The organism is Micromonospora parva, assembly GCF_000718515.1.
Lineage (GTDB): Bacteria > Actinomycetota > Actinomycetes > Mycobacteriales > Micromonosporaceae > Micromonospora > Micromonospora parva.
Window position 1 is genome coordinate 219,577 of sequence record NZ_JNZS01000004.1, and the last position, 24,745, is coordinate 244,321.

The 24,745-nt window shown below is 71.8% G+C and carries 29 protein-coding genes; 16 read left to right on the forward strand and 13 right to left on the reverse strand.

All coding sequences use genetic code 11. From position 1 onward, the window contains the following. Positions 1-548 precede the first annotated feature (548 nt). The 3 genes from trxA (at position 549) to IF22_RS32870 (ending at position 2,478) form a co-directional block, all read left to right on the forward strand. The gene (trxA, locus tag IF22_RS0105680) at positions 549-911 is read left to right on the forward strand and encodes a thioredoxin (RefSeq protein ID WP_030329190.1); all 363 of its coding nucleotides are present in this window, start codon (positions 549-551) and stop codon (positions 909-911) included. Positions 912-1,063: 152 nt separating this feature from the next. Then, positions 1,064-1,504, forward strand: a complete 441-nt coding sequence (locus tag IF22_RS0105685) for a hypothetical protein (protein WP_030329192.1) — start codon at positions 1,064-1,066, stop codon at positions 1,502-1,504. Further along, entirely contained in the window at positions 1,501-2,478 is a 978-nt protein-coding gene (locus tag IF22_RS32870; protein WP_036410861.1) for an HTTM domain-containing protein, read from the forward strand. Before IF22_RS0105685 ends, IF22_RS32870 begins: the two co-directional genes overlap by 4 nt. On the opposite strand, the gene IF22_RS0105695 is transcribed toward IF22_RS32870, so the two are convergent. After that, entirely contained in the window at positions 2,442-2,861 is a 420-nt protein-coding gene (locus IF22_RS0105695) for a thiol-disulfide oxidoreductase DCC family protein (protein ID WP_030329196.1), read from the reverse strand. The genes IF22_RS32870 and IF22_RS0105695 overlap by 37 nt on opposite strands. A 93-nt stretch (positions 2,862-2,954) precedes the next feature. Between IF22_RS0105695 and IF22_RS0105700 the strand changes: the two genes are divergently transcribed. Both IF22_RS0105700 and IF22_RS0105705 read left to right on the forward strand, forming a co-directional pair. Beyond that, positions 2,955-4,001, forward strand: a complete 1,047-nt coding sequence (locus IF22_RS0105700; protein ID WP_030329199.1) for an Rv2578c family radical SAM protein — start codon at positions 2,955-2,957, stop codon at positions 3,999-4,001. A 19-nt stretch (positions 4,002-4,020) separates the two neighbouring features. Continuing rightward, on the forward strand, positions 4,021-4,428 hold the full coding sequence (locus tag IF22_RS0105705; RefSeq protein ID WP_030329201.1) for a CoA-binding protein: 408 nt from the start codon (positions 4,021-4,023) through the stop codon (positions 4,426-4,428). 98 nt (positions 4,429-4,526) lie between these two features. Here IF22_RS0105705 and IF22_RS0105710 read toward each other — a convergent pair whose 3' ends face one another. Beyond that, positions 4,527-5,723 (reverse strand): acyl-CoA dehydrogenase family protein, encoded by a 1,197-nt coding sequence (locus IF22_RS0105710; protein WP_030329203.1) that lies wholly within the window; start codon positions 5,721-5,723, stop codon positions 4,527-4,529. 177 nt (positions 5,724-5,900) lie between these two features. Between IF22_RS0105710 and IF22_RS0105715 the strand changes: the two genes are divergently transcribed. After that, the gene (locus IF22_RS0105715) at positions 5,901-6,437 is read left to right on the forward strand and encodes a DUF4190 domain-containing protein (RefSeq protein ID WP_030329206.1); all 537 of its coding nucleotides are present in this window, start codon (positions 5,901-5,903) and stop codon (positions 6,435-6,437) included. Positions 6,438-6,464: 27 nt separating this feature from the next. On the opposite strand, the gene IF22_RS0105720 is transcribed toward IF22_RS0105715, so the two are convergent. Then, positions 6,465-7,370, reverse strand: a complete 906-nt coding sequence (locus IF22_RS0105720; protein WP_030329208.1) for an SDR family NAD(P)-dependent oxidoreductase — start codon at positions 7,368-7,370, stop codon at positions 6,465-6,467. A gap of 118 nt (positions 7,371-7,488) precedes the next feature. On the opposite strand from IF22_RS0105720, the gene IF22_RS0105725 reads away from it, so the two are divergent. Beyond that, positions 7,489-8,058: a DUF4190 domain-containing protein gene (locus IF22_RS0105725; RefSeq protein ID WP_030329211.1), complete on the forward strand. Its 570-nt coding sequence runs from the start codon at positions 7,489-7,491 to the stop codon at positions 8,056-8,058. Positions 8,059-8,078: 20 nt separating this feature from the next. On the opposite strand, the gene IF22_RS0105730 is transcribed toward IF22_RS0105725, so the two are convergent. Then, positions 8,079-9,035 carry an HpcH/HpaI aldolase/citrate lyase family protein gene (locus IF22_RS0105730; RefSeq protein WP_030329214.1) on the reverse strand — a complete coding sequence of 319 codons (957 nt, stop codon included), beginning with the start codon at positions 9,033-9,035 and terminating at the stop codon, positions 8,079-8,081. 128 nt (positions 9,036-9,163) lie between these two features. On the opposite strand from IF22_RS0105730, the gene IF22_RS0105735 reads away from it, so the two are divergent. After that, positions 9,164-9,988, forward strand: a complete 825-nt coding sequence (locus tag IF22_RS0105735) for an SDR family NAD(P)-dependent oxidoreductase (protein ID WP_030329216.1) — start codon at positions 9,164-9,166, stop codon at positions 9,986-9,988. Position 9,989: 1 nt separating this feature from the next. Next, positions 9,990-10,274, forward strand: a complete 285-nt coding sequence (locus IF22_RS0105740) for a hypothetical protein (protein WP_030329219.1) — start codon at positions 9,990-9,992, stop codon at positions 10,272-10,274. Here IF22_RS0105740 and IF22_RS0105745 read toward each other — a convergent pair. Continuing rightward, complete coding sequence (locus IF22_RS0105745; protein WP_030329221.1) at positions 10,252-11,205, reverse strand: DMT family transporter; 954 nt, start codon at positions 11,203-11,205, stop codon at positions 10,252-10,254. The two genes, IF22_RS0105740 and IF22_RS0105745, sit on opposite strands and share 23 nt — an antisense overlap. A 106-nt stretch (positions 11,206-11,311) precedes the next feature. Here IF22_RS0105745 and IF22_RS0105750 point away from each other — a divergent pair, with 106 nt between their 5' ends. Beyond that, positions 11,312-12,031: an HAD family hydrolase gene (locus tag IF22_RS0105750; RefSeq protein ID WP_030329223.1), complete on the forward strand. Its 720-nt coding sequence runs from the start codon at positions 11,312-11,314 to the stop codon at positions 12,029-12,031. Positions 12,032-12,039: 8 nt separating this feature from the next. Here the strand turns inward: IF22_RS0105750 and IF22_RS0105755 are convergent, their stop codons facing one another. Continuing rightward, positions 12,040-12,570 carry a hypothetical protein gene (locus tag IF22_RS0105755; RefSeq protein WP_051708197.1) on the reverse strand — a complete coding sequence of 177 codons (531 nt, stop codon included), beginning with the start codon at positions 12,568-12,570 and terminating at the stop codon, positions 12,040-12,042. 12 nt (positions 12,571-12,582) lie between these two features. Next, on the reverse strand, positions 12,583-13,452 hold the full coding sequence (locus IF22_RS0105760) for a PhzF family phenazine biosynthesis protein (protein WP_030329227.1): 870 nt from the start codon (positions 13,450-13,452) through the stop codon (positions 12,583-12,585). A gap of 33 nt (positions 13,453-13,485) precedes the next feature. Between IF22_RS0105760 and IF22_RS0105765 the strand changes: the two genes are divergently transcribed. From IF22_RS0105765 to IF22_RS0105775, 3 genes are all read left to right on the forward strand, one after another. Then, complete coding sequence (locus tag IF22_RS0105765) at positions 13,486-14,772, forward strand: magnesium transporter MgtE N-terminal domain-containing protein (protein ID WP_030329229.1); 1,287 nt, start codon at positions 13,486-13,488, stop codon at positions 14,770-14,772. Beyond that, a complete protein-coding gene (locus IF22_RS0105770; RefSeq protein ID WP_030329231.1) occupies positions 14,765-15,415 on the forward strand; it encodes a DUF1003 domain-containing protein in 651 nt (216 codons plus the stop codon). Before IF22_RS0105765 ends, IF22_RS0105770 begins: the two co-directional genes overlap by 8 nt. A 76-nt stretch (positions 15,416-15,491) precedes the next feature. Continuing rightward, complete coding sequence (locus tag IF22_RS0105775) at positions 15,492-16,640, forward strand: Mrp/NBP35 family ATP-binding protein (RefSeq protein ID WP_030329233.1); 1,149 nt, start codon at positions 15,492-15,494, stop codon at positions 16,638-16,640. 257 nt (positions 16,641-16,897) lie between these two features. Here the strand turns inward: IF22_RS0105775 and IF22_RS0105780 are convergent, their stop codons facing one another. Both IF22_RS0105780 and IF22_RS0105785 read right to left on the reverse strand, forming a co-directional pair. Then, positions 16,898-17,320 carry a twin-arginine translocase TatA/TatE family subunit gene (locus IF22_RS0105780; protein ID WP_030329235.1) on the reverse strand — a complete coding sequence of 141 codons (423 nt, stop codon included), beginning with the start codon at positions 17,318-17,320 and terminating at the stop codon, positions 16,898-16,900. A 76-nt stretch (positions 17,321-17,396) separates the two neighbouring features. Beyond that, positions 17,397-18,668 (reverse strand): S1C family serine protease, encoded by a 1,272-nt coding sequence (locus IF22_RS0105785; RefSeq protein WP_051708198.1) that lies wholly within the window; start codon positions 18,666-18,668, stop codon positions 17,397-17,399. 596 nt (positions 18,669-19,264) lie between these two features. On the opposite strand from IF22_RS0105785, the gene IF22_RS0105790 reads away from it, so the two are divergent. After that, entirely contained in the window at positions 19,265-19,834 is a 570-nt protein-coding gene (locus IF22_RS0105790) for an O-methyltransferase (RefSeq protein WP_030329239.1), read from the forward strand. A gap of 43 nt (positions 19,835-19,877) precedes the next feature. Here the strand turns inward: IF22_RS0105790 and IF22_RS0105795 are convergent, their stop codons facing one another. Both IF22_RS0105795 and IF22_RS34215 read right to left on the reverse strand, forming a co-directional pair. Further along, positions 19,878-21,353 carry a leucyl aminopeptidase family protein gene (locus IF22_RS0105795; protein WP_030329241.1) on the reverse strand — a complete coding sequence of 492 codons (1,476 nt, stop codon included), beginning with the start codon at positions 21,351-21,353 and terminating at the stop codon, positions 19,878-19,880. A 147-nt stretch (positions 21,354-21,500) separates the two neighbouring features. Then, complete coding sequence (locus IF22_RS34215) at positions 21,501-21,668, reverse strand: DUF3117 domain-containing protein (protein WP_007455245.1); 168 nt, start codon at positions 21,666-21,668, stop codon at positions 21,501-21,503. Positions 21,669-21,858: 190 nt separating this feature from the next. On the opposite strand from IF22_RS34215, the gene IF22_RS0105805 reads away from it, so the two are divergent. Both IF22_RS0105805 and IF22_RS0105810 read left to right on the forward strand, forming a co-directional pair. Continuing rightward, positions 21,859-22,677 carry a PaaX family transcriptional regulator gene (locus IF22_RS0105805; protein ID WP_030329243.1) on the forward strand — a complete coding sequence of 273 codons (819 nt, stop codon included), beginning with the start codon at positions 21,859-21,861 and terminating at the stop codon, positions 22,675-22,677. Positions 22,678-22,681: 4 nt separating this feature from the next. Beyond that, entirely contained in the window at positions 22,682-23,473 is a 792-nt protein-coding gene (locus tag IF22_RS0105810; RefSeq protein ID WP_030329244.1) for an enoyl-CoA hydratase-related protein, read from the forward strand. 9 nt (positions 23,474-23,482) lie between these two features. Here IF22_RS0105810 and IF22_RS0105815 read toward each other — a convergent pair whose 3' ends face one another. Both IF22_RS0105815 and IF22_RS0105820 read right to left on the reverse strand, forming a co-directional pair. After that, entirely contained in the window at positions 23,483-24,106 is a 624-nt protein-coding gene (locus tag IF22_RS0105815; protein WP_030329246.1) for a hypothetical protein, read from the reverse strand. Positions 24,107-24,119: 13 nt separating this feature from the next. Continuing rightward, positions 24,120-24,701: a DNA-3-methyladenine glycosylase I gene (locus tag IF22_RS0105820; RefSeq protein WP_030329248.1), complete on the reverse strand. Its 582-nt coding sequence runs from the start codon at positions 24,699-24,701 to the stop codon at positions 24,120-24,122. Between the last annotated feature and the right edge of the window lie 44 nt (positions 24,702-24,745).

Below are 24,745 nucleotides of genomic sequence, written 5' to 3' on the forward strand. Positions count from 1 at the left end.
GCTGGTCCCTTCGACGGGCGGCGATGGAGTTCGGCACAGCATGCCTTACCGATGGTTAAGGCGACCGGCGGGGCGCGGTGGCGGCGGAAATGTCACACCTGTCACACGCCCGGGGGGAGACGCAATGAGCGGCGGGGCCCTCCCCGGCACCCGCCGCCCACGCTCTGATGTGAGGAATTCTGCCCTACGCCTGCGTAGGTTCAACAGAGATCGCGGTCACATTTATCTTTTTGTAACATTACTCTCCGTCACCAATGGGAGGTTGATCAGCGATCTCTGCAGGCCGGATACCTCCTTGTCAATGCCCAAGTTACCGATTCGTAGTGCTCAATCGGGTGGATCTCCCTGGAAACGCTCCCATTACCGCAGGTCACGCAAGTGCGTCGTGCACTTGCGATCCGCAGCTCGGGTGTGAACAGACGTACGTCGATGACCCGCAGCGCCCCCCGGCAGCCCCGAGCACGTTTCGTGCCCCACTGCCCGGGAATTCGATACGGTCAGCCCTGGTTCTACGGGACGTAGATAAACCGCGGTGATCGGAGAGTGCAATGGCAACCGTTGAGCTGACCTCGGCGAACTTCGACGAGGTGACCGGCAACGACGGCATCGTCCTGGTCGACTTCTGGGCCGACTGGTGTGGTCCGTGCAAGCGGTTCGCCCCGGTCTACGAGCGCTCCTCGGAGAAGCACCAGAACATCGTCTTCGGGAAGGTCGACACCGAGGCTCAGCAGGAGCTGGGCGCCAAGTTCGACATCCGCTCGATCCCGACGATCATGGCGATCCGGGACGGCGTCATCGTCTTCGCCCAGCCGGGCGCCCTGCCCGAGTCCGCACTGGAGAACCTGATCGAGCAGGTCGAGGCGCTGGACATGGACGACGTCCGCAAGCAGCTGGCCGAGCACAACCACTGAGTCGTCCCGCTGACGACACGCGAGGCCGGGCCCGACACGGGCCCGGCCTTCGTCGTACCCCCACCCGCGCGCATGATCACCTGCCTGGTCAGGCCGAACTGGCCGTCGGAGGGACCCGAAGCAGTCGGTACATCCCGTATCGTCACGACCCGATGGAGAACCTGACCACCCGCGGGCGCGTGACCCGGCTGGGCGCGACCGCACTGGGTCTCGTCCTGCTCGTCCTCGGCACCTTCTGGGGCAGCGACGACGACTTCCCCTTCGGCCCGTTCCGGATGTACTCCACCTCGAACCCGCCGAACGCACCCGCGCCCGACACCCGCGTCGAGGGGGTGAACACCTCCGGGGCGGTGATCGACCTCGACCAGAACGCGACCGGCATCCGCCGCGCCGAGATCGAGGGTCAGCAGGCCCGATACGCGGCAGACCCGACGCTGCTCACCGAGGTCGCCGACGCGTACGCCGAACGCCACCCGGACGCCCCCGCGCTGGTCGAGGTCCGCATCGTCATCCGCTGGCACGGCATTCGCGCCGGCCGACCGACCGGTCAACACACCGATGAGACGGTCGTCCGCTGGCAGGCCGCCCGATGAGCCGCTGGTTGACCGAGGCGGTGCCCCGGGGCCGGGTGGCCGCGTTCCGCACCCTGATCTACCTGTTCGTCGCCGCCGACCTGGTGATCTTCACCCCCTGGGTACGCACCCGGGTCAGCGTGCCCGGCGACCTGTACCAACCGCTCCTGATCGGCCGTCTGCTCCCACTGCCGACGCCGACCGAGACGCTGGTGACGGTGATCTTCTGGGCGTTGCTGCTGCTCGCCCTCCTCGCCGCCACCGGACGGGCGCCCCGACTGCTCGGCTGGGCGGTGTGCGCGCTGTACCTGGAGTGGATGATCATCGCGATGAGCTACGGGAAGGTCGACCACGACCGGTTCGGGCTGCTCGTCGCGCTGGCCGTGCTGCCCACCGCCGGTCGCGCCCGCCACGGCGACACCACCCGCACCGAGGCCGGCGGCTGGGCCCTGCGCGTCACCCAGATCGCGGTGATCTGCACGTACTTCCTGGCCGCCTTCGCCAAGCTGCGCTTCGGCGGTCTGGACTGGCTGACCGGCTCGGTCCTGGCCCGCGCGATCATCCGGCGCGGCACCGACCTGGCGGACCTGATCGCCCAGGTGCCGTACCTGCTCATCGTCGCTCAGTTCGGCATCGTGGCGTTCGAGCTGCTGAGCCCGGTGGTCTTCCTGCTGCCACCCCGTTGGCGACTCGCCATGGTCGGCTTCTTCTACTCGTTCCACGCGGTCACCATCGCGACCATCACGATCTCGTTCGCACCGCACCTGGCCGCGATGACCAGCTTCCTACCGCTGGAACGGGTACGCCCGCTGGTCTGGGCCCGTCGGCTCGTCGGCCGCGACACGTCCGGTTCGGCACCGACGGACGCGCCGGAGACGAGCCCGGCGGACACCGACACCGGGCCGGTGCCACCCGACCGGGGTCCGGTGGGAGCCGGCGCGGAGCGGGCGTTCGACGATCAGGCTCCGGTGCTCGGGCGACCGGCCGGGCCGTAGAGCCGCTCCCGCGCCTCCTGCGGCAGGGAACAGGCCGCAGTGCCGCCCGGCAGGCGGTGCCGGTTACGCGCCACCCAGCGGTACACCGGCCAGGCCGCAGCCCGTACCGGAGGGATCCGCAGGCCGGCACCGGCGACCCGCCAGAGCGGACCACTCGCGGCGAGCAGCTTCGCGATGGCGTCCGGGCCGGCGGCACGCGCGCCGTCCGCGCCGACCCACTGCACGGCCTCCTCGCACTCGGCCACGGTGAGGCCGAGCGCGTCCAGGTCGGCGAACTGCCACGGCACCACCCGCGCGGTGGTGGGGATGCGGCGCTCGATGAACTGCGCGCAGCTCGTGCAGAACGCGCAGTCCCCGTCGTAGACGAAGGTCGACGTCTCCATGGCGTCCATCCTCCCCTCTCCGACCGCCCGGACGCCCACCGGTGTACGGCGGGTCACTTGCGCTCGCCTCGTACACGTGTTCGAATAGTGCCCATGCGCTGGGACAACCTCACCGCTCCCCCGGTCGAGGGAGACCCCGAGCGGGCAGCGCCAGCGACGCCACCCCTGCCGCTGGCGCTGCCCGGCGCCGTCGCCCGCACCTTCGACACCCCCGAGTTCGCCGGGATGACCTTCTACGAGGTGCAGGCCAAGTCCATCCTCAACCGGGTGCCCGGGCAGTCCCGCGTCCCGTTCGAGTGGACGATCAACCCGTACCGGGGCTGTTCTCATGCATGCCGTTACTGCTTCGCGAGAAACACTCACACTTACCTCGATCTCGACGCCGGCGCGGACTTCGACCGGAAGGTGATCGTCAAGGTCAACGCCGGCGAGCTGGTCCGGCGGGAGCTGGCCGCGCCGAAATGGCGGGGTGCGCACGTGGCGATGGGCACCAACGTGGACTGCTACCAGCGCGCCGAGGGCCGCTACCGGCTGATGCCGCAGATCATCGCCGCGTTGCGGGACTTCGCCAACCCGTTCTCGATCCTCACCAAGGGCACGCTGATCCTGCGCGACCTGCCGCTGCTGCGTCAGGCCGCCGAGGTGACAACGGTGGGCATCTCGTTCTCGGTGGGGTTCGTCGACGAGCACCTCTGGCGCACCGTCGAGCCGGGCACACCGCACCCCCGCCGCCGGTTGGACGCCGTCCGGGCGCTCACCGACGCGGGTCTCTCCGTCGGCGTGCTGATGGCCCCGATCCTGCCCGGCCTCAGCGACAGCGACGAGTCGATCGAGGCCACCGTGTCGGCGATCGCCGCCGCCGGTGCGACCAGCGTGACCGCCCTGCCCCTGCACCTGCGTCCGGGCGCCCGGGAGTGGTACGCGCACTGGCTCGCCCGCGAGCACCCGCACCTCGTGCCCCGCTACCGCGAGCTCTACCGGGCCGGCGCGTACGCCCCGCAGGCGTACCAGCGGGAGTTGACCGCGCGGGTGCGGATCGCCTCCCGCCGGCACGGGCTGCACCGCGGGGAGCGGGGCGACAACCGCACCCTGCCCGAGCCGCCGCCACCGTCGGCAGCCGAGCAGCTGACACTGCTGTAGTCGGAGCTACAGTCGGCGGGTGCGTACCGCTCAGCAGATCCTCGCCGACTCCGCCGTGATCGCCGTCGTGGGCGCGTCCCGCGACCCCAACAAGGCCGCACATGGCGTGCCATTGCAGATGCAGCGACACGGCTGGCGGATCATCCCGGTCAACCCGTCGGTCGATGAACTCTTCGGGGAGCGGGCGTACAAGACTCTCGCGGACATCCCGCACCCGGTCGACCTGGTGAACGTGTTCCGGCCGGCGGCCGACGCCGTGCAGGTCGTCCGCGACGCGGCGACGATCGGTGCCCCGGCGGTCTGGCTGCAGTTGGGCATCGTCTCGGCCGAGGCGCGGCGGATCGCCGAAGAGGCTGGCATGGACTACGTGGAAGACCGCTGCCTGGCCGTGGAACGCGCCGTGAACGCGCTAACCCGCCTGACCTGACCCCCCACCCCCGCGATCTTGCACTTTCGGTCGCCGTTTCGCCCCGTTAAGCGGGTTATGTGACGACAGGAAGTGCAAGATCGCGGAGGTAAAGGGGATCAGATCTTGTACTCCTTGAGGAGGCCTCGGCTGATGATGGTCTTCTGGATCTCCGAGGTGCCCTCGCCGATGAGCAGGAACGGGGCCTCGCGCATCAGCCGCTCGATCTCGTACTCCTTGGAGTAGCCGTAGCCGCCGTGGATGCGGAACGCCTCCTGGACGACCTCGGCGCAGTATTCCGAGGCGAGCAGCTTGGCCATGCCGGCCTCGACGTCGTTGCGCTGACCGGCGTCCTTGAGCCGGGCGGCGTTGACCATGAGGGCGTGCGCGGCCTCGATCTTCGTGCCCATCTCGGCGAGCTTGAACGCGATCGCCTGGTGCCTGGCGAGCGGCTGGCCGAAGGTCTTGCGCTGCTGGGCGTACTGCACTGCCAGCTCGAAGGCGCGGATGGAGATGCCGCAGGCGCGGGCGGCCACGTTGACCCGGCCCACCTCGATGCCGTCCATCATCTGGTAGAAGCCACGGCCCACCTGGTCAGCGCCGCCGAGGATCGCGGAGTCGGGCACCGTCACCCCGTCGAGCACCATCTCGGTGGTCTCGACGCCCTTGTAACCCATCTTCTCGATCTTGCCGGGGATGGTCAGGCCGGGAGCGGTCTCGCCGAAGCCCGGCTCCTTCTCGAGCAGGAAGGTGCTCATGTTGCCGTAGACGGACTCCGCGCCGGTGTCGGTCTTGACCAGGGTGGCCACCACCGAGGAGTACGCCCCGTTGGTGAGCCACATCTTCTGCCCGTTGAGCAGGTAGCTGTCGCCGTCACGGACGGCCCGGGACTTGATCGCCGAGACGTCGGAGCCGGTCTCGGGCTCGGACATGGAGAACGCTCCGCGCACCTCGCCGGTGGCCATCTTCGGCAGGAGGCGGGCCTTCTGCTCGGCGGAACCGTGCTGGGAGATCAGGTACGCCACGATGAAGTGGGTGTTGACGATGCCGGAGATCGACATCCAGCCTCGGGACAGCTGCTCCACCACGAGCGCGTAGGTGAGCAGCGATTCGCCGAGCCCGCCGTACTCCTCGTCGATGGTGAGGCCAAAGAGCCCCATCTCGCGCATGCCGTCGAGAATGTCGGTGGGGTACTCGTCGGCGTGCTCCAGCCGCTGCGCGTGCGGGATGATCTCCTTGTCGGCGAAGTCCCGAACGGTCTCCAGGATCGACTGTTGCACATCGGTCAGGCCGGGCGTCTGGGCGAGTCGAGCCATCACAGCCTCCGGGGATCCGCGCACTACTCGTGGGTAACTGAACGCTGGGTCAGTATCGGTCTCTCGGGTCGGCGAGGCCAAGGTGACCAGTCCACACAACCGCTGTGAAAAGGTTCACCGCTGCGGGTAGCGTCCGGCAAGAGGGACTTTTCCGGCACCGGCAGGAGGAGGACAGCTGTGAGCCACCCGCCGCCGTCGGGACCACCCGGCGACGAGCCGCCGCCGTCGCCCTACGAACCACCAGCTGACCAGTCGCCGTACGCGCCACCGCCGGCCGGCCAACAGCCGTACGCGCCGCAGCCGGACCAGCCGGCGTACGAGCTACCAGCGGAACGTTCACCGTACGGGCCACCCGGCGACCAGCCGTCGTACGGTGACCAGCGGCCGCAGCAGTCGGCGCACTGGAGCCAGCAGCCGCCGTACCCCCCGCAGGGCCCCTACGGTCAGTACGGCCCACCGCCGTCCGGGCCGGGGCAGCGCACCAACGTGCTGGCGATCCTGTCGCTGGTGTTCGCCTTCGTGTTCCCGCCGGCCGGCGCGGTCCTCGGCCACGTGGCCAAACGGCAGATCCGCACCAGCGGCGAGGACGGCGACCAGCTCGCCACCTGGGGGCTGATCCTGGGCTACGTCTTCACCGGGCTCACCGTGCTGGCCTGCTGTGGCTGGCTGGCGCTGGTGGCCTTCGCCAACAACGGCGACAGCGGCGGCTACTGACCGGCGCGCGGGTGCGGAGCGTTCCGGTCAGCGGAAGCGGGCCTCGCGGACGCTGTTGCCACCGTCCACCACCAGCATCTGCCCGGTGATGTACGAGGCGGCCGGCGAGCAGAGGAAGCTGATCGCCGCGGCGACCTCGTCCGGCGTGCCCGGTCGCCCCACCGGCGTGCCCAGCCCCTGCTTGATCTCGGCCATGGTGGACGCCGCTGTGTAGATGGTGCCGGGCGCCACCGCGTTCACCGTCACGCCGTCGGCGATCATCTCCATGGCCAGGGCCCGGGTCAGCCCGACCACCCCGGCCTTCGCCGCGGCGTACGCGGCTTCGGTGGGCAGGGCGTTGACCGGGCCGGCAGTGGCCGCCAGGTTGACGATCCGACCCCAGCCCCGCTCGGCCATTCCCCCGATGAACGCCCTGCTGCACAGGAACGCGGTGGAGAGGTTGCGGTCGATCTCGCCACGCCACTCGTCGTAGCTCAGCTGGGCCACCGGTCGCAGCACGCCCTGGCTGGCCCGACTGGCCAGGCCGGCGTTGTTGACCAGCACCTCGACGTCGCCCAACTGCTCGGCGACCGCGTCGGCCAGTGCGCCGACCTCGGACTCGTCGGTCAGGTCCGCGACGAAACCGGTCACCCCCAGCTCGGTCGCCCGCTCGTGAATGCGTCGGGTGGTCGACACGATGGCCACCCGGGCACCGAGGTCGGCGAGTCGCCGGGCGGTCGCGTACCCGATGCCGTCCGGGCTGCCCGCCCCGGTGACCAGGGCGACCCGCCCGTCGAGACGCATGGTCACCGGGTCGGCGAGCGCGACCGGTTCGTCGCTGCCGGAGCTGCCCGCCGGGGCGGCCGTCCGGGCCCGCCGGGCCGCGCCCGGACGGCTGACGTCCCGTCGGGGTCGACTGCCGGAGCGGTCCGCGGCGCGCGCGTCGAATGCCATGCCAGGGATCCTGCCCGTTACGACCGGCCCGGGCAACGCGGCACCCGGAAGCAGGGGCATCGGGTTTGGGTGGCTGTGGCTACCCTGTCTCCGCACCCCGACCTGACGGAGAGTTCGCATGACAAATCCCCCGCCGCCCGGCAACTGGAGCGATCCCACCTGGTCGGCCCCGCCATCGAGCCCCACACCCGACCCGACCCTGGTGGCCGGTCAGCCGGTGCCCCCGCAGCCTGGCCCGGTCGACCCGTACGGTCCGACAAACCCGTACGCCCCGGTGAACCCGTACGCCCCGGTCGACCCGTACGCCGGCGCGCAGCCGCCCGCCACCCAGCCGATGGCCGAGTACGCCCCGCCCGGGTACGCCCCGGCCGGCTACCCGCAGCAGTACCCCGGCTACGGCTACCCGCAGCCGCCGAAGACCAACGGACTGGCCATCGCCGCGTTCGTGCTGGCCATGATCGGTTTCACGTCCTGCATCACCGCGCCGATCGGCGCGATCCTCGGGCACGTCGCGCAGAAGCAGATCCGCATCAGCGGCGAGGGCGGCGCGGGGATGGCGAAGGCCGCCATCATCATCGGCTGGATCCTCACCGGGTTCCTGGTGCTGGTGCTCGCCATCTACGCCGCCGCGATCATCTACGCGATCGCGACGAGCAACGACAGCGGCAGCGGCAGCGGCAGCTACTGACCGGCGGGCGGGACGGCCCGTCACTGCGCCGGCGGGGTGAACGACGAGGTACGGCTCATCCCGGCGGCCCGGCCCTTCGCGGCGACCACCAGCGCCATCTTGCGGGACGCCTCGTCGATCATCTCGTCGCCGAGCATCACCGCGCCGAGCTTGCCGCCGGCCTCCGAGGTGTAGTGCTCGTACGCGTCGAGGATCAGCTCGGCGTGGTCGTAGTCGGCCTGCGCCGGCTGGTAGACCTCGTTGGCGGCGTCGATCTGGCCGGGGTGCAGCACCCACTTGCCGTCGAAGCCCAGCGCGGCCGAACGCTTGGCCACCTCACGGAACCCGTCCACGTCGCGGATCTGCAGGAACGGGCCGTCGATGGCCTGCTTGTCGTGCATCCGGGCGGCCATCAGGATCCGCATCAGGATGTAGTGGTACGGGTCGCCCGGGTAGTCCGGGATCAGCGCACCGACCACAAGCGACTTCATGTTGATCGACGCCATGAAGTCGGCCGGGCCGAAGATGATGGTCTCCACCCGGGGCGAGGCGCCCGCGATCGCGTCCACGTTGACCAGGCCGGCGGCGTTCTCGATCTGCGCCTCGATGCCGATCCGGCCGACCTCCAGGCCGAGGGTCTTCTCGATCTGGGTGAGCAGCAGGTCCAGCCAGTGCACCTGCTCGGCGGTCTGCACCTTCGGCAGCATGATGCAGTCCAGGTTGGCGCCGGCACCCTCGACGACCTCGATGACGTCCCGGTAGGTCCACGGGGTGGTCAGGTCGTTGACCCGGACCACCCGGGTCTTTCCGGCCCAGTCACCCTCGTTGAGCGCGGCCACGATGTTCTTGCGCGCGTCCGGCTTGGCCAGCGGGGCGACGGCGTCCTCCAGGTCGAGGAAGACCTGGTCGGCCGGGAGCCCCTGGGCCTTGCCGAGCATCTTCACGCTGGAACCCGGTACGGCGAGGCAGGACCTGCGGGGGCGACCGACTGCGGCCATGGATGCGCTCCTTCCAGCGTCCGGCGGGCACGCCGACGCCACCTGACGACAGATCCGAAACCTTAACGATCCCAAAGGTCGTTGTGACGCCACGGTAACCTCGCGCCATGACCGGGGTGAATGGACCTGTGGAAGATCTCACTGGGCGTCGACTGGTGGTGGTGACCGGGGCCAGCTCCGGCATCGGGTTGGCCGCCGCCGTGCACCTCGCCTGCCGTGGCGACCAGGTGGTGCTGGTCGGGCGGGACCCGGCCCGGCTGCAGGCGGCGGCCGAACGGGTCCGGGAGACCTCCGGCGAGCGGCCTGAGCTGTTCCGGGCCGACTTCGCGGTCCTCGACGACGTACGCCGACTGGCCGCCCAGCTCCGGGCCGCGTACGACCGGATCGACGTGCTCGCCAACAACGCCGGCGCGATCGCGCTGCAACCACTGAGCACCGTCGACGGCTTCGAGATGTCGATCCAGGCCAACCACCTGGCCCCGTTCCTGCTGACCAGTCTGCTCGCCGACCGGGTGGGCCGGGTGGTGGTGACCGCCTCCGGCGCGCACCGCTTCGGCGCACTGGACCCGGACGACCTCAACAGGCCGCTGCGTGACTACCGGCCGATGGGCGCGTACGGCACCAGCAAGCAGGCGAACATCCTGTTCACCGCCGAGGCCGCCCGGCGCTGGCCGGACATCTCCGCGTACTGCTTCCACCCCGGGGTGGTTCGCACCCGGTTCGCCAACGACAGCAGGCTGGTCGCGTTCGGCATGCGTTTCATGCCCTTCCGCAGCCCGGAGAAGGGCGCCGAGACGCTGGTGTGGCTGGCCAACCAGGACCGCTCCCGGCTCATCAACGGGGGTTACTACGTCGACCGCCGGCCGCGTCGGCCCCTGCGGAAGGCGGCCGATCCGCAGCTCGCCTCCCGGCTGTGGGCGGCGAGCGCCAAGGCCGTCGGTCTGGACACCTGAGGTGGGCGGCCGGCTGACACTCGTCGCGGTCGTCGAGTTCACCGTCGGGGCGGAGGCCGCCGGGCGGCGTTACGAGGATGCCGTGCTGGCCCTGCTGGGGCGGCACGGCGGTTGGTTGGAGCGGCGACTGCGCGGCATCGACGGCCAGACCGAGGTGCACGTGATCCGGTTCGACTCCCGGGCCGGGTACGAGTCGTTCCTCGTCGACCCGGACCGGGCGGCCCTGCGCGGCGAGCTGGGTGAGGCCGCCCCGACGACCCGGGTCATTGAGGTGCGGGAGGGCTAGCCAACCGCGCGGGAGACGCGCCCCGGCGCGCGGCCCGACCGCCGCCCAGCACCACCACCGCCACACCGGCCAGCAGCAACGCCATCCCGAGCAGCGCGTACGGGCGGGGCACCTGACCCAACCAGGCCCAGCCGAGCAGTGCGGCGCCGGGCGCTTCCAGCAGGATCAGCACGCTCACCGTGGTCGCCGGGATCTTCCGCAGGGCGTAGTTGAACATCGAGTGCCCGAGCAGTTGGGCACCGGCCACCAGAGCCAGGATGGCCAGCCAGGTACGCCCGTCGAACCCGGTCAGTCGTACGCCACCGACCAGGCACAGGGCCAGCAGGATCAGCGCGCAGATCCCGTAGCAGATGGTGGTGTAGGTGGTGGTGCTGATGCTGGTCCGGGCCCGTTCGCCGAAGGCGGTGTAGACGGCGGCGAACATGGCGCCGGTCAGCGCCAGCACGTCGCCGAGGACGGCCCGGCCGGAGACACCCACGTCCACACCGGTGGCGATCGCCGCGCCGCCGACCGCCACCGCGATGCCGACCCACACCACCCGGGGCAGCGGTCGCCCCTGAGCGCGGGCGATCAGCCCCTGCCAGACCGGCTGGGTGGCGACCAGCGCGGTGGACGTGGCGACCGTGGTGAGCTGGGCGCTCGGCACCCAGGTCGCGAAGTGCCCGGCCAACGCGACCCCGGACAGGACGCAGAACAGTCCCTCCCGTCGGCCCGCGCCCACCGTCAACCGACGGAACTCGGCACGACGCCGGGCCAGCGCGACAGGGCTCAGTACGGCCACCGCGAGCAGGTTGCGCCAGAACGCGATGGCCAGGGCGGGGGCAGCGGCGTACGCGATCAGCGGCGCTGACGACGACACGGCGACCACTGCCAGTCCGACCGCGCCGGTGGTCAACGGATCCACTGTCGGTCGAGGTGAAGGTGGGGGCACGGGACGTAATCCTCACACGTATGACGGTCGACACGGAGGGTCATCACTCCGTTACGATCACGCGGGTCCGCGCCGGCGACCCTCGACCGCCCGGAGGCGTTCCCCCATGTCCAGCTACCAGGCGGTGCTGTTCGACTTCTTCGGCACCCTGACCCGTTCGGTGCAACGCGGTGCCGCGCACGCCGGCACCGCCGAGCTGCTCGGGTGCCCCACCGACGCGTTGTCCGAGGTGCTGAACCGCACCTACTACGAGCGGGCCAGTGGCCGGTTCGGCAACGCGGAGGCGACCCTGCGCTGGGTGTGCGCCCAGGTCGGCGTACACCCCAGTGACCAGGCGGTGCGGGCGGCCGTGGCGTCCCGGCACCTGGCGGTCCGCGCGGACACCTGGCTGCGGGCCGACGCGGTGCCGGTGCTGGCGGCCCTGCGCCAGCGCGGCCTGCGCACCGGCGTGATCAGCGACTGTACGCACGAACTGCCGGCCTTCCTGCCGCAGCTGGCGGTCGCCCCGCTGCTCGACGTGCAGGTCTTCTCGGTGCAGGTCGGGCGGTGCAAGCCGGACCCGACGCTCTACCTGACCGCCTGCCAGCGGCTCGGGCTCACCCCGGGCGACTGTCTCTACGTCGGCGACGGTGGCAGCCAGGAGTTGACCGGCGCCGAGCGGGCCGGGATGACAGCCGTCCGGCTCGCCGCACCGGATCTGGCCACTCACATGGTGTTCAACGCCGACCGGGACTGGCGCGGCCCGACGCTCGGGACCCTGGGTGAGGTGCTCGCCCTGGTCGACCACGACGCGGCGGTGGCGGGCGTCGGCGGTCGGGCGGACTGATCCGTTGATCAGCGGCGGCGGACCCGGTGCAGCCGGAACGGCTTACGGGTGGCCCGCACCGCCGGAGTCGCCCGGGGCGGCTCGGCCTGCGCGTCGGCCGGCAACTCCGCGCCAGCCAGCGGTGTACCGGCCGGGACGAGGCGGTTCACCGCGCAACCGTCGGCGGCCCAGCGGGCCACCAGGTCGGCGGTCGGTCCGGGCGCGTTGAGACGCTTCGCCGCCACCAGCGGGGCGGTGGTGTCCCACGCCTCGGTGCCCGGCTGCAACCGGCTCACCCGGGCCGGCCAGGTGACGATCCGACCGCCGTGGTCGCCGCGCAGGGTGACCTGGGCCTCGGTCGCGTCGGCCAGACCCGGCGCGGCCTGCTCACCCGGCCCGCTGACCACCAGGAGCGCGCCCTCCAGCGGGGCGCACCAGAGCGCGAGCGCCGGCCCACCGGCAACGCTGACCCAGGCCACGGCGGCCTTCTTCATCGCCTCGTCGACCAGTGGGGTGCCCCCGGGGGCGTCCTTGTCCGTCACACCCGCATCCTCCCGCATCGGCGCCTTCGCTCAGCCCACGAACGGCGGCACGGCGATCTCGCCGCGGGCCACCGGCATCACCTGACCGGTGACCGTCGCACCGACCGCCGCGCCGTCCGCCGCGGTGACCGTGCAGGCCAACGCGGACGGGCGGTTCATCTCCACGCCCTGGCGGACCGCGTACTCCGACCGCCCCTCGCCGGGCAGCAGACCACTCGCCACCAGCCAGACACCCAGGCCGAGCGCCGCCGAACCGGTCGCCGGGTCCTCCGGAACGCCCATCCCCGGCACGAAGACCCGGGCGTGCGCGGTTTGCGCTGCCGCGTCCCAGGAGAAGACGCTGACGTGCGACACCCCGTACCGTTCCGCCGCCGCCGGGTTCACCCGGGCGCGGGCCACCGACTCCGGCCGCACCGGCAGGTACGGAAACTCCAGCCCGCAGCCGGCGACCCGGGGCGCGGGGCCGACGTGGTCGTCGGCGGCCAGCCCGGCGATCTCCAGCAACGGCTCCGGATCCAGCTCCGGCCCGAGGGTCGGGGTGCCACCGGTCAACGTCGCCCCGGACGCGGTCACCTCGATCGGCAGCACACCGGCCCCGCATTCCTGGGTGACCTGCCCCACACCGAACATCCCCCGCCGGCACGCGGTGACCGCCGCGCCGACGCTGGGGTGCCCGGCGAACGGCAACTCCTCCACCGGGGTGAAGATCCTGGCGCGGTAGGTGGCGCCGACCTGGGTCGGCGGCAGCACGAACACCGTCTCGGAAAGGTTGAACTCCAGCGCGAGCGCCTGCATCTGCTCGGTGGCCAGCGCCTCCGCGCCGAACACCACCGCCAGCGGGTTGCCGGCGAAGGGGCGATCGGTGAAGACGTCCACGATCTCGTAGGCCAAGGTCGACATGTTGATAAACAGTAGGCGCTTAGGCTGGTGCGCGTGAGCACGCCGACCCGGGTCTACATCGCCCGTCTCGCCGGAGTCGCCGTCTTCGACCCGAACGGTGACCAGGTGGGACGGGTCCGTGACGCCGTGGCACGGCTCCGGGCGACCAAGCGTCCCCCGGAGGTGGTGGGGCTGGTCGCCGAGATGCCGATGCGTCGTCGGATCTTCCTGTCCATCAACCGGATCACCTCCATCGACGCGGACGCCGTCGTGCTCGGCTCCGGCACCCTCAACCTGCGCCGGTTCGAGAAGCGACCGAACGAGCTGCTGGTGCTCCAGGAACTGCTCGACCGGCGGGTGCAACTGGACCCGGGCGGCCAGCCGGGCGCGGTCGTGGACGTCGCCATGGAGTGCACCAGGGGTGGCGAATGGTCACTGACCCGCGTCGCCGTCCGCGAGCAGACCGGGCGGCTCAGCCGCCGCGGCCACCTGCACCAGGTCGAGTGGGACCGGGTGCGCGGGCTCAGCGGCATCGCCGACAACCGGGGTACGGCGAACCTGCTCGCCGTACTGGAGGACATGCGCCCCGCCGACCTGGCCAACGCGTTGCAGGACCTGCCCGACGCGCGGCGCAACGAGGTCGCGGCCGCGTTGAACGACGAGCGACTGGCCGACGTGCTCAGCGAACTGCCCGAACACGACCAGGTGGAGATCCTCGCCGCCCTCGACCGGGAGCGGGCCGCCGACGTCCTGGAGGAGATGGACCCGGACGACGCCGCGGACCTGCTCAACGAACTGCCCCCACCCGAGCAGGACGTGCTGCTGGACCTGATGGAGCCGGACGAGGCCGACCCGGTACGTCAGCTGCTGAAGTACACCCCCGGCACGGCGGGCAGTGTGATGACCTCGGAGCCGGTCATCCTGCCGCCGGACGCCACCGTCGCCGAGGCACTGGCCCGGATCCGGGAGCCCCAGCTCTCCCCCGCCGTCGCCGCGCAGGTCTTCGTGACCCGGGCGCCGCAGAACACCCCGACCGGCCGCTACCTGGGCATGGTGCACTTCCAGGCGCTGCTGCGCGAACCGCCGGCCGACCTGCTGGGCAAGGTGGTGGTCAACGACATCGACCCACTTCGTCCCACCACCCCGCTGCCGGAGATCACCCGTCGGATGGCCACCTACGACCTGGTCGCCATGCCGGTGATCGACCGCAACAACCGGCTGGTCGGCGCCGTGACTGTCGACGACGTGCTGGACCACTCGCTACCCCGCGACTGGCGAGACCGTGACGCGCTGACCGCCTCGGGCAGCACCGACACCGCGCTGGACGGCACGGATGGCTGACCAGCGGCGGACGGAGCGTCTCGACCAGCCACGCGAGCCCCGGGGTGTCAAGCTGCCCCGGTTCGACGCGGAGGCGTTCGGCCGGTGGTCCGAGGGCATCGCCCGGGGCATGGGCACGGCGAACTTCATCGTCGTGATGACCGTGGTGATCACGATCTGGTTCGTCTGGAACACCCTCGCCCCGGCGGACCTGCGCTTCGACCCGTACACCTTCACCTTCCTGACCCTGGTGCTGTCGTTGCAGGCCAGTTACGCGGCCCCGCTGATCCTGCTGGCCCAGAACCGGCAGGCCGACCGGGACCGGGTGGCCCTGGAGGAGGACCGGCGGCGGGCCACCGCGCAGAAGGCGGACACCGAGTACCTGGCCCGGGAGATCGCGGCCCTGCGGATCGCCCTGGGTGAGGTCGCCACCCGCGACTTCCTCCGCTCCGAGCTGGCCCGGCTGGCCGAGGAGCTGGACGAGATGGGCCAACGCCGGCAGCGACTGGAGCGCCGCCAACAGGAGAAGGACAACCGGCAGGAGCGGCGTGCGCACCGCCCGAACGACGGTGTCGGCCTGGACGAACCCCGCGACGACCTGGACGGCGACCTCACCCGGGACGCCCGGCCGGACGGCACCGCCCCGCGCCGGTCGGAGGGTTGACCAACGGGTCATCGATTGGCTCACACCGCCCCGGGCAGCGGCGGCAACGGATGCCCCTCGACGTAGCATTGCGGGCATGTCAGCACCCGTGAGCACCGTCGAGGACGCGATCCAGGCCGCCCTGGCCACCGTCAACGACCCGGAGATCCGCCGGCCCATCACCGAGCTGGGCATGGTCCGCTCCGCCACGATCGGCGCCAGCGGTGTCGTACGCGTCGAACTGCTGCTCACCGTCGCCGGCTGCCCGCTGAAGGACAAGCTGCGGACCGACATCACCGCCGCCGTCGCCGCGGTGCCCGGCGTCACCGGCGTGGAGATCGACTTCGGTGTGATGACCCCGGAGCAGCGGCAGTCGTTGCAGTCGCAGCTGCGTGGCGGCGGCGCCACCGAGGAGCCCGTCATCCCGTTCGCCCAGCCCGGCTCGCGCACCCGCGTGTACGCGGTGGCCAGCGGCAAGGGTGGCGTCGGCAAGTCCAGCGTGACTGTCAACCTGGCGGCGGCGCTCGCCGCCCGGGGGCTCTCCGTCGGGGTGGTCGACGCGGACATCTACGGCCACTCGGTGCCCCGGATGCTCGGTGCGGACGGCCGACCCACCCGGGTCGAAGACATGATCATGCCGCCGCAGTCGCACGGCGTGAAGGTCATCTCCATCGGCATGTTCACCTCCGGCAACGCCGCCGTCGTGTGGCGCGGCCCGATGCTGCACCGGGCGCTGCAGCAGTTCCTGGCCGACGTCTACTGGGGCGACCTGGACGTGCTCCTGCTCGACCTGCCGCCGGGCACCGGTGACGTGGCCATCTCGTTGGCCCAGCTGCTGCCCAACTCGGAGATCCTGATCGTCACCACCCCGCAGACCGCCGCCGCCGAGGTGGCGGAACGAGCCGGGGCGATCGCCCTGCAGACCCACCAGCGGGTGGTCGGCGTCATCGAGAACATGTCCTGGCTGGAGCTGCCGGACGGTTCCCGGATGGAGATCTTCGGCGCCGGCGGTGGTGCGGCGGTGTCCGAGTCGCTGAGCCGGACCATCGGCGCGCAGGTGCCGCTGCTCGGTCAGATTCCGCTGGACACCCGGGTCCGCGAGGCCGGCGACGCCGGCAACCCGGTCGTGCTGGCCGAGCCGGAGTCCCCGGCCGCGCAGGCACTCGGCGCGATCGCCGACCGGCTCGCCGTGCGCCGCGAGTCGCTGCTCGGCAAGCCCCTCGGCCTCAAGCCCGCCGGTCGCTGACCAACAACGACCACCGCCAGCCCGTCGGCCGCTGTTGGCCGGCGGGCTGAGCCGTCTCCACGGACATGGCCAGCGGGGCAGCCGGCGGCGGGCGGCCGGCGGGCCGGGGGCGGGCATGATCGACTCGGGTTTCCGGAAGTCGCGGTATCCGGCGCCGGTTGACGGGCCGACTTCCGGAAAACCGAGTTGATCAGAGCAGCTGTCCGGCCCGGGCGGACATCAGCCGGCCGAGCCCTGGCAGCGCGGGTACCAGCCGGTCAGGTGGCGTCGTCGTAGCTGACGCGGGGGGCCGGCGCGGAGGGGCTGCTGGTGGCCGTGCCGGAGCGGGCCCCGTCGGACCGCAGGTCGGCGGCGTTGGCCACGTCCTTCAGGTCGTCGTGTACGCCGCTGACGTCCGCGCGCAGGTTGTCGTAAACGCCCTGCAGCGGCTTGCGGATGGCCGCCTCGTCCTCCTCGCTGAGGAGGTGCTTGCGGATGAACGCCTTCGGGTGCAGGTCTTCCAGCTGGATGTCGGTGCCCAGCTCACGGCTCAGGTCGCCGGTGGCGTTGCGGGCCATGTTGCGCAGGTTGCGCACCAACCGCAGGCCGTCGGTGATCACGGCGGGGAGCCGGTCGCCGAAGATCAACAGCGCCAGGAGCAGCAGCGCACCGATCTCCCACCAGTTCAGGTTGTCGAGCATCCCGCGGGCCTCCTCACGGCGTCAGCAGCAAGACTACGCACGCCAGACGGCTTTCGGGCAAGGGGTACACCGCTGTTCACTTCGCATCCGCGGCGAGAGTTACCGAGGTGTTCTGCCGGGCGGAGCCCCGCCGATACTCGACCGTCACGACCGATCCCGGCGCGTACTTGCGGACCAACGCGGTCAGGTCCGTCGGCTCGGTCATCGGCCGTCCGTTGATCTTGAGGATCACGTCGCCGACCTTCAAGCCGGCACCGTCCGCTGGCCCGGACGGCTCCACCTCGGCCAGCCGCAGGCCACCCCCGACGACCCCGGTCGGGCCGTCCGCCCGGGCGCCGATCACCGTACGGCGGGCCTTGCCGGTGCCGATGATGTCCTGGGTCACCCGCTTGGCCTGGTTGATCGGGATGGCGAAGGCGAGCCCGATGTTGCCCGCCTCCTGCCCCTCGGCGACGAGCGACTTGATGGTGGAGTTCACCCCGACCACTCGGCCCGCGCCGTCGACGAGTGGGCCGCCCGAGTTGCCGTGGTTGACGGCGGCGTCGGTCTGGATGGCGGCGTAGTAACGCACCGGCCCGCCCGGCTCGCCGGCCTGCATCGTCCGGTCCAGGGCGCTCACGATGCCGGCGGTCACCGTGTTGGCCAGCGACAACGGCGAACCGATGGCGAGCACGGGGTCGCCGACCGCCAGCGCGTCGGAGTCGCCGAACTCGACGGGCCGCAACCCGGGACGACTCACCTTGATCACGGCGATGTCCGACTCCGCGTCCTGCCCCACGATGGTCGCCGGCGCGGTGCTGCCGTCGTTGAAGACCACCGAGGCCTTGCCGGTGCCGCCGGCCACCACGTGGTCGTTCGTGATCACATGGCCGTCGGCGGTGGCGATGAATCCGGAGCCCTCACTGGTCCCGCCGAGGCTGCTCACCCGTACGGTCACGACGCTGGGCAGGACCCGTTCGGCGACCCCGGCCAGCGACTCCGGTTTGCGCTGCGCCAGTGCCGGCGCCTCGGCGGGCGCAGCACCGAGAACCGCGGCACCGGCGCCGCCGCGCACCGCGAACGCGTAGCCCAGCGCACCGCCGAGGGTGCCGGCCAGGAGCGCGGTGATCACGGGAATGAGCAGCAGCTGGCGCACCGTCGGCCGGCCCGGCGCATCGGGGTCGGTGACCGGCTCGGGCTCGGTGCCGGGGGCGACCATTCCGGGCACCACCACAGCTGTCGGTGCCGCCGGGTCGCGCCACGGGTCGGCGAGGGCGTCGGACCACCAGGGCGACGCGTCGGCCGGGTTGGGCCCGCCCGCAGCCGGTGCCGGCCAGCCCGGTGCCGGTCCGACCGAGGCCGCCGGCACCGCAGAAGACGCCGGCCAACCCGCAGCCGGTCCAGCCGAGGACGCCGGCCCCACGGGAGCGGGTGACCAGCCCGGTGCCGGCCCCACGGGAGCCGCCGGCCAGCCCGGTGCCGGCCCCACGGGAGCCCCCGGCCAGCCCGGTGCCGGCCCACCTCCGGGCGAGGCGAGGGGCGCGCGGTCAGCCCCCGGCATGGTCGGCCCCACCGGCGGGGCTCCTGCCCCGGGCGGTCGCGCCGGATCCGGAGTCTCACCGCCCCGGCGCCAGTCCCAGCCGTCGGTCACGTCGGTGCCTCCCAGTCCGTCCCCGGATCCCGCGCCGCGTCGCCCGGCCACGGGCCGGTCTGGTCGCGGCTGACGGGATACCGCCTCCAGGATTGCACGAATGGGCGCGGTGCAGTCAGCGGTTGCCCCGGTGATCGCTTCCGGCGGAGGCGCGGCTGCGCCCCACGACGGTCGCCTCTACGCTCACAGTGCCAACCCGCCCCCGCACCACGCACCGCCCCCGGAGGTGCCCCATCGCCACGGTCGCCGGTTCCGGCAGTTCGACGACGCACGCTCAGCAGTTCGCGGAGTCGTACGTCACCGAGGATCTCGTCCTGCGTACCGCCCGCAGCCTGGCCCGGGAAGTGGGCCTCGACGCGGTCACCCCCGGCGCGGGAGCGGCGTTGCGGCTGCTGGCTGCCGCCGGCAATGCCCGTGCGGTGGTGGAGATCGGCACCGGTACCGGGGTGAGCGGCGTCTGGTTGCTACGCGGCATGCGTGCCGACGGCGTGCTCACCACGATCGACGTCGAGGTGGAGCACCAGCGGATCGCCCGGCGCATCTTCGCCGAGGCGGGCTTCGCGGCCGGGCGTACGCGGATCATCACCGGTCGCGCGCTGGACGTGCTGCCCCGACTCGCCGACGGCGCGTACGACCTGGTCTTCGTGGACGCGGAGGCGACCGGCTTCCACGCCTGCGTGGAGGCGGCGCTGCGGCTGTTGCGGCCGGGGGGCGTGCTGGCGCTCAACGGCGTGCTGGCGAGCGACCGGATCGGCGACCCGGCCGCCCGGGACGCGGAGACGGTGACGGTTCGCGAGACGATCAAGGCGGTCCGGGAGTCGGAGCACTGGATCCCCGCGTTGCTTCCGGTCGGGCACGGGCTGCTCGCCGCGGTGAAGTGCTGACCCAGGCCCGTGCCGGATCGAGCCGGGTCTCCGACCTCACGCCCTAGTTGACGTCGGCGAGCCAGCGCAGCAGCGACCGGACGCCCCAGCCGGTGGCGCCGCGGCTGACCTCGGCCTGGTCCCCGTCGGCCCAGGACGGGGCCGACATGTCCAGGTGCAGCCAGCGGTCGCGGAGCTCGCCGGTGAACTCGCGCAGGTAGAGCGCGGCCAGCACCGAGCCGGCACCCTGTGCCGGTGCGCTGTACAGGTCGGCGATCTCGCTGCCGAGGTACTCGACGTAGTCGGTGTGCAGCGGCATCCGCCACGCCGATTCGCCGGCCGCCTCGGCCGCCGCCAGCACGCCGGCAGCCAGCTCGTCGTTCTCGCTGTACAGGGCGGCGGTGCGTTTGCCCAGCGCCACCGAGTTAGCGCCGGTGAGCGTGGCCAGGTCGAGCAGCAGGTCCGGTTTGAGCTGCTGCACCGCGTACGCCAGCGCGTCGGCGAGGACCAGTCGACCCTCGGCGTCGGAGTTGGTCGTCTCGCTGGTCGTGCCGCCGTAGTGCCGGATGACGTCCCCCGGGCGGAACGCCGAGCCGCTGACCATGTTCTCGGCGAGCGGGGCCAACGTGGTGACCCGAACCGGCAGTCGCAGCGCGGCGGCACCCAGGGTAGCGGCGACGACAGCGGCCGCGCCGGCCATGTCCTTGCGCATCAGCTTCATCGACGCGACCGGCTTGATCGAGATGCCGCCGGTGTCGAAGGTGATGCCCTTGCCGATCAGCACCACGTGCGTACGCGCGTTGGCGGGGTGCCAGTCCAGTTCGACGAGCCGGGGTCCGCTGGCGGAGCCACCGCCGACGGCGAGGATCCCGCCGAAGCCCTCGGTGGTCAGCTCGGCCGGGCCACGGACCCGCAACCGCAGATCCGGAAGATCGGCCGCGGCGGAGGCCACCTGGTCGGCGAACCACTGCGGGGTCTTCACCGAGGAGGGGGTGTTGGTCAGGTCCCGGGCGAGATGGGTCATCGCGGCGGTGGTCCGGGCCGTGGCGACGCTGTCCTCGTACCGGGTCGGATCGCTGAGCAGCAGGTCGACGCCGGTGAGCGCCGGTCGGTCGCCGGCCTCGGTGAGCCGGAACCGGTACGCGGCGAGCAGCAGACCCTCGGCCAGTCCGCGCACGGCGGCCTGGGTCACCTCGGCCGGCAGCGCGATGGTGAGATGCGTCTCAGCCGAGGCAGCGCGGGCCACTGTCGCGCCGGCCGTCCGCCAGGCCGCCTCGTCCCCGCCACCGATGCCGAGCAGCACCAGCCGGCCGGGGGTACGCCCGGGGCGCAGCTGGGTGTGAATCTCGCCGGCTCGGCCCGTCAGTCGGGCCGCTGGCGCCAGCGCGGCGGCCTCCTCGGCAGTGCCGTCCGGGGGTGCCACGGCGGTCGACAGAGGCGCGGCCGAGGTGTCACCGCCCGCCGTCGAGTCGGCGGGCCGGACAGGCAGGACGAGAGCGTCGAGCCGGTCCGGCTCGGCGATCAGACGGATGGCGAGCACGCGGAACCGAACCTCCAGGAAAATGTCGCGGACCGGAAGCGAACCCACCTGCCCGCAGCGTTGAAGACCCTGAGCCACCGGCGATTCCGGTGGCTCAGGGTCCGAAGAACGGTCCGGGCGGCTCACGCCGCCCGGAGCACTCCTTACTCAGCCGGCCGCTGCCTTCAGTGCGTCACCGAGCGCGTTGGCCTCGTCGGGAGTCATCTCGACGACGAGCCGGCCACCGCCCTCCAGCGGGACCCGCATGACGATGCCCCGCCCCTCCTTGGTGACTTCCAGCGGACCGTCGCCCGTCCGCGGCTTCATCGCCGCCATGTTGTCTCCCCTCAGACCTACACCAGGGTCGGTGGGTTGCCCCACAGCCACTTCGTCACGACCACCCGCAACGGTCACGGGGGTGTCGACAAACGATTTTCCCTGATGAACACCGCCGGACCCAAACCGGAGCAGCATTGATGTAACAGCATCTAGCTTATCTTGAGAAGGCCTGTCACAATGTGCGGTCATGCAGGCACGGTCGGCACTCTTCGACCTGTACGGCGACCACCTCCGTCCCAGGGGTGGCCGGGCACCGGTTGCTGCCCTGGTCAAGCTGCTGGCGCCGCTGGGAATCGCGCCGCCGGCAGTTCGCACCGCCGTGTCCCGGATGGTGCGCCAGGGTTGGCTCGAGCCACTCCGGTTGGTCTCCGGTCCGGGATATTCGATCACACCGAAAGCCGCCCGGCGACTCGACGAGGCAGCCGCCCGGATCTACCGGACCGGCCGGGTCACCTGGGACGGCCGGTTCGATCTGCTGGTGTTGGAGGCCCCGGGCTCCCGACGTGACCGCCAGCGGCTCGCCGCCAACCTGAGCTTCCTCGGCTACGGGACGCTCGACGAGCAGACCTGGGTCGCCACCCGCCCCGGCGAGGATGTCGACCTGCTCCTCGCCGAGACGGGCATCCGGTTCGAGCGGTTCACCGCCTCGCACTTCTCCGGCACCCCCGGCGCGATGGGCGTGGTCCGACGAGCGTGGAACCTGACCGAGATCGGCCACGCGTACGAACGGTTCGTCGCGGACCAGCGCCCGCTGCTCGCCCAGATCACCGTGCGCAGCACCGACGAGGAGGCGTACGCGGCGCGGTTCCGCCTCGTGCACGCGTGGCGTACGTTCCTCTTCCAGGATCCGCAGCTGCCCCCGGCGCTGCTGCCCGAGCGGTGGCCTGGCACCGCCGCGGCCAGTTTCTTCGACCGGCACGCGGCCCGCCTGCGGCCGGCCGCCGACCGGTACGTCGAGCAGTGCCTCGACGCCGGCAACCGCATCGTCCGACAGAAGGGTCGTTAGACACGTGACCGAGCCGCTGCTGGTCGACCGGACCGACTCCGTCGTCACCCTCACGCTGAACCGGCCGAACGCGATGAACGCGCTCGACGTGGCGCTCAAGGAGGCGCTGCGGGACACGCTGGCGCAGTTGGAGACCGACAGGTCCTGCCGGGCGGTCGTCCTGGCCGGGGCGGGCGGGTCGTTCAGCGCCGGCCAGGACCTGCGCGAGCACGTGTCGACGCTGGAGAACAGCTCCGCCGACCCGCTGGGCACCGTTCGGGCGCACTACAACCCGATCGCCGCCCGGCTCGCCAACCTGCCCAAGCCGGTGATCGCCGCGGTCCGTGGGATGGCCGCCGGAGCGGGCGCGTCGCTGGCGTTCCTGGCCGACATCCGCATCGGTGGTCCGACCACCAGTTTCCTGATGGCCTTCGCCAAGGTCGGTCTGGCCGCCGACACCGGCGCGTCCTGGACGTTGCCCCGGCTGGTCGGGCACGCCAAGGCGGTGGAGCTGCTGATGCTGGCCGAACCGGTCCGCGCCGAGGAGGCCTGCCGGTTGGGTCTGCTCAACCGGTTGACCGACGACGACGAGCAGGTGCTGCCCGTCGCCCAGGAACTCGCCGCCCGCCTCGCCGCCGGCCCGACCGTCGCGTACGGGGCGATCAAGCGGCAACTCTCCATCGCCGATGCCGGCACTCTCGCCGACGCCCTCGCCGCCGAGGCGCAGGCCCAGTCGATCTGCGGTGCCACGGCCGACCACCGAGCGGCCACGCTCGCGTTCGTCGCCAAGCAGAACCCGGTCTTCGAGGGACGCTGACCCGCCCCGCTAGTCGTCCTCCTCCGGGTCCTGGTTGGCCTGCTCGCCCAGCACGAACGCCTGCATGGCCAGCTCGTCACCGGCCGGCGAGACGAAGGCGGGCAGCTCACGCGGCCCCAGCTCCTGCACGTAGGACCAGAACAGTCGGACCGCCTCGGCGGGCGTGTCGGCCTCGATCGGCAGGTCGAGGCTGACCAGCCAGGTGCGCCGCGCCGGGGGCGGGCCGAGCTGGTCGGTCAGCGCCCGGAAGGCCGCCGGCTCCAGTGCGGTGACCGGCCCGTCGAGGGTCAGCAGGTCGGCCGGCACCGGCTCGTCGAAGGCCCGTCGGGTGTACGCGACGACGAGCGTCCCCGGCTCGCTCGGCGACTGCGGGTCGTCCGGGTCCTCGCGGTGGCGTTGACCCGGCGCGGTGACCCGACCGAGGGCCACCAGCCGGGGCGGCGCGTCGACAAGCACCGCCACCTGGTCTCCCGGCCCCGGCCGGACGGCGTCGGTCAGCCCGGTCAACTCCAGCGTGTCGTGGTGCACGAGCCGCTCGGCGTCGTACCGCTCGGCGGGCAGCAGCACGGCCCAGGTGCCCACCCCGTCGGCGTTGCCGGCCGCACCGGCCCGGTACGCGGTCTCGGTCGTCATGTCTGCCATCTCATCACGCCGTCGGTGCGACGGTGACGTGACAGCCGACGATGTGATCGTCGACCATTCCGGTGGCCTGCATCAGTGCGTACGCGGTGGTGGGGCCGACGAACCGGAAGCCGCGCTTCTTGAGCGCCTTGGCCATCGCCGTCGACTCCGGGGTGATCGGTGCGAGCTCGGCGAACGAGGCCGGGCGGGCCGGGCGGGGCTCCGGCGCGAAGGACCAGAGCAGCGCGGACAAGCCCTCGGGCAGCTCCAGGGCGGCGCGGGCGTTGGCGATCGCCGCCTCGATCTTGGCTCGGTTGCGGACGATGCCGGCGTCGGCGAGCAGCCGGGTCACGTCGGCGTCGCCGTAGCCGGCGACGCTCGGGAGGTGGAACTCGTCGAAGGCCAGCCGGAACGCCGGACGCTTGCGCAGGATGGTCAGCCAGGACAACCCGGACTGGAACGCCTCCAGCGTCATCCGCTCGTAGAGCGCGTCGTCGCCGTGCAGCGGTCGCCCCCACTCGGTGTCGTGGTAGACGGCGTAGTCGGGGGTGCTCGACCCCCAGGCGCAGCGGGCCAGCCCATCAGCGCCGATCACCAGGTCAGTCACCTCGTACACGCTAGGGCATCGGTCCGACACCCCATTGCCACCGG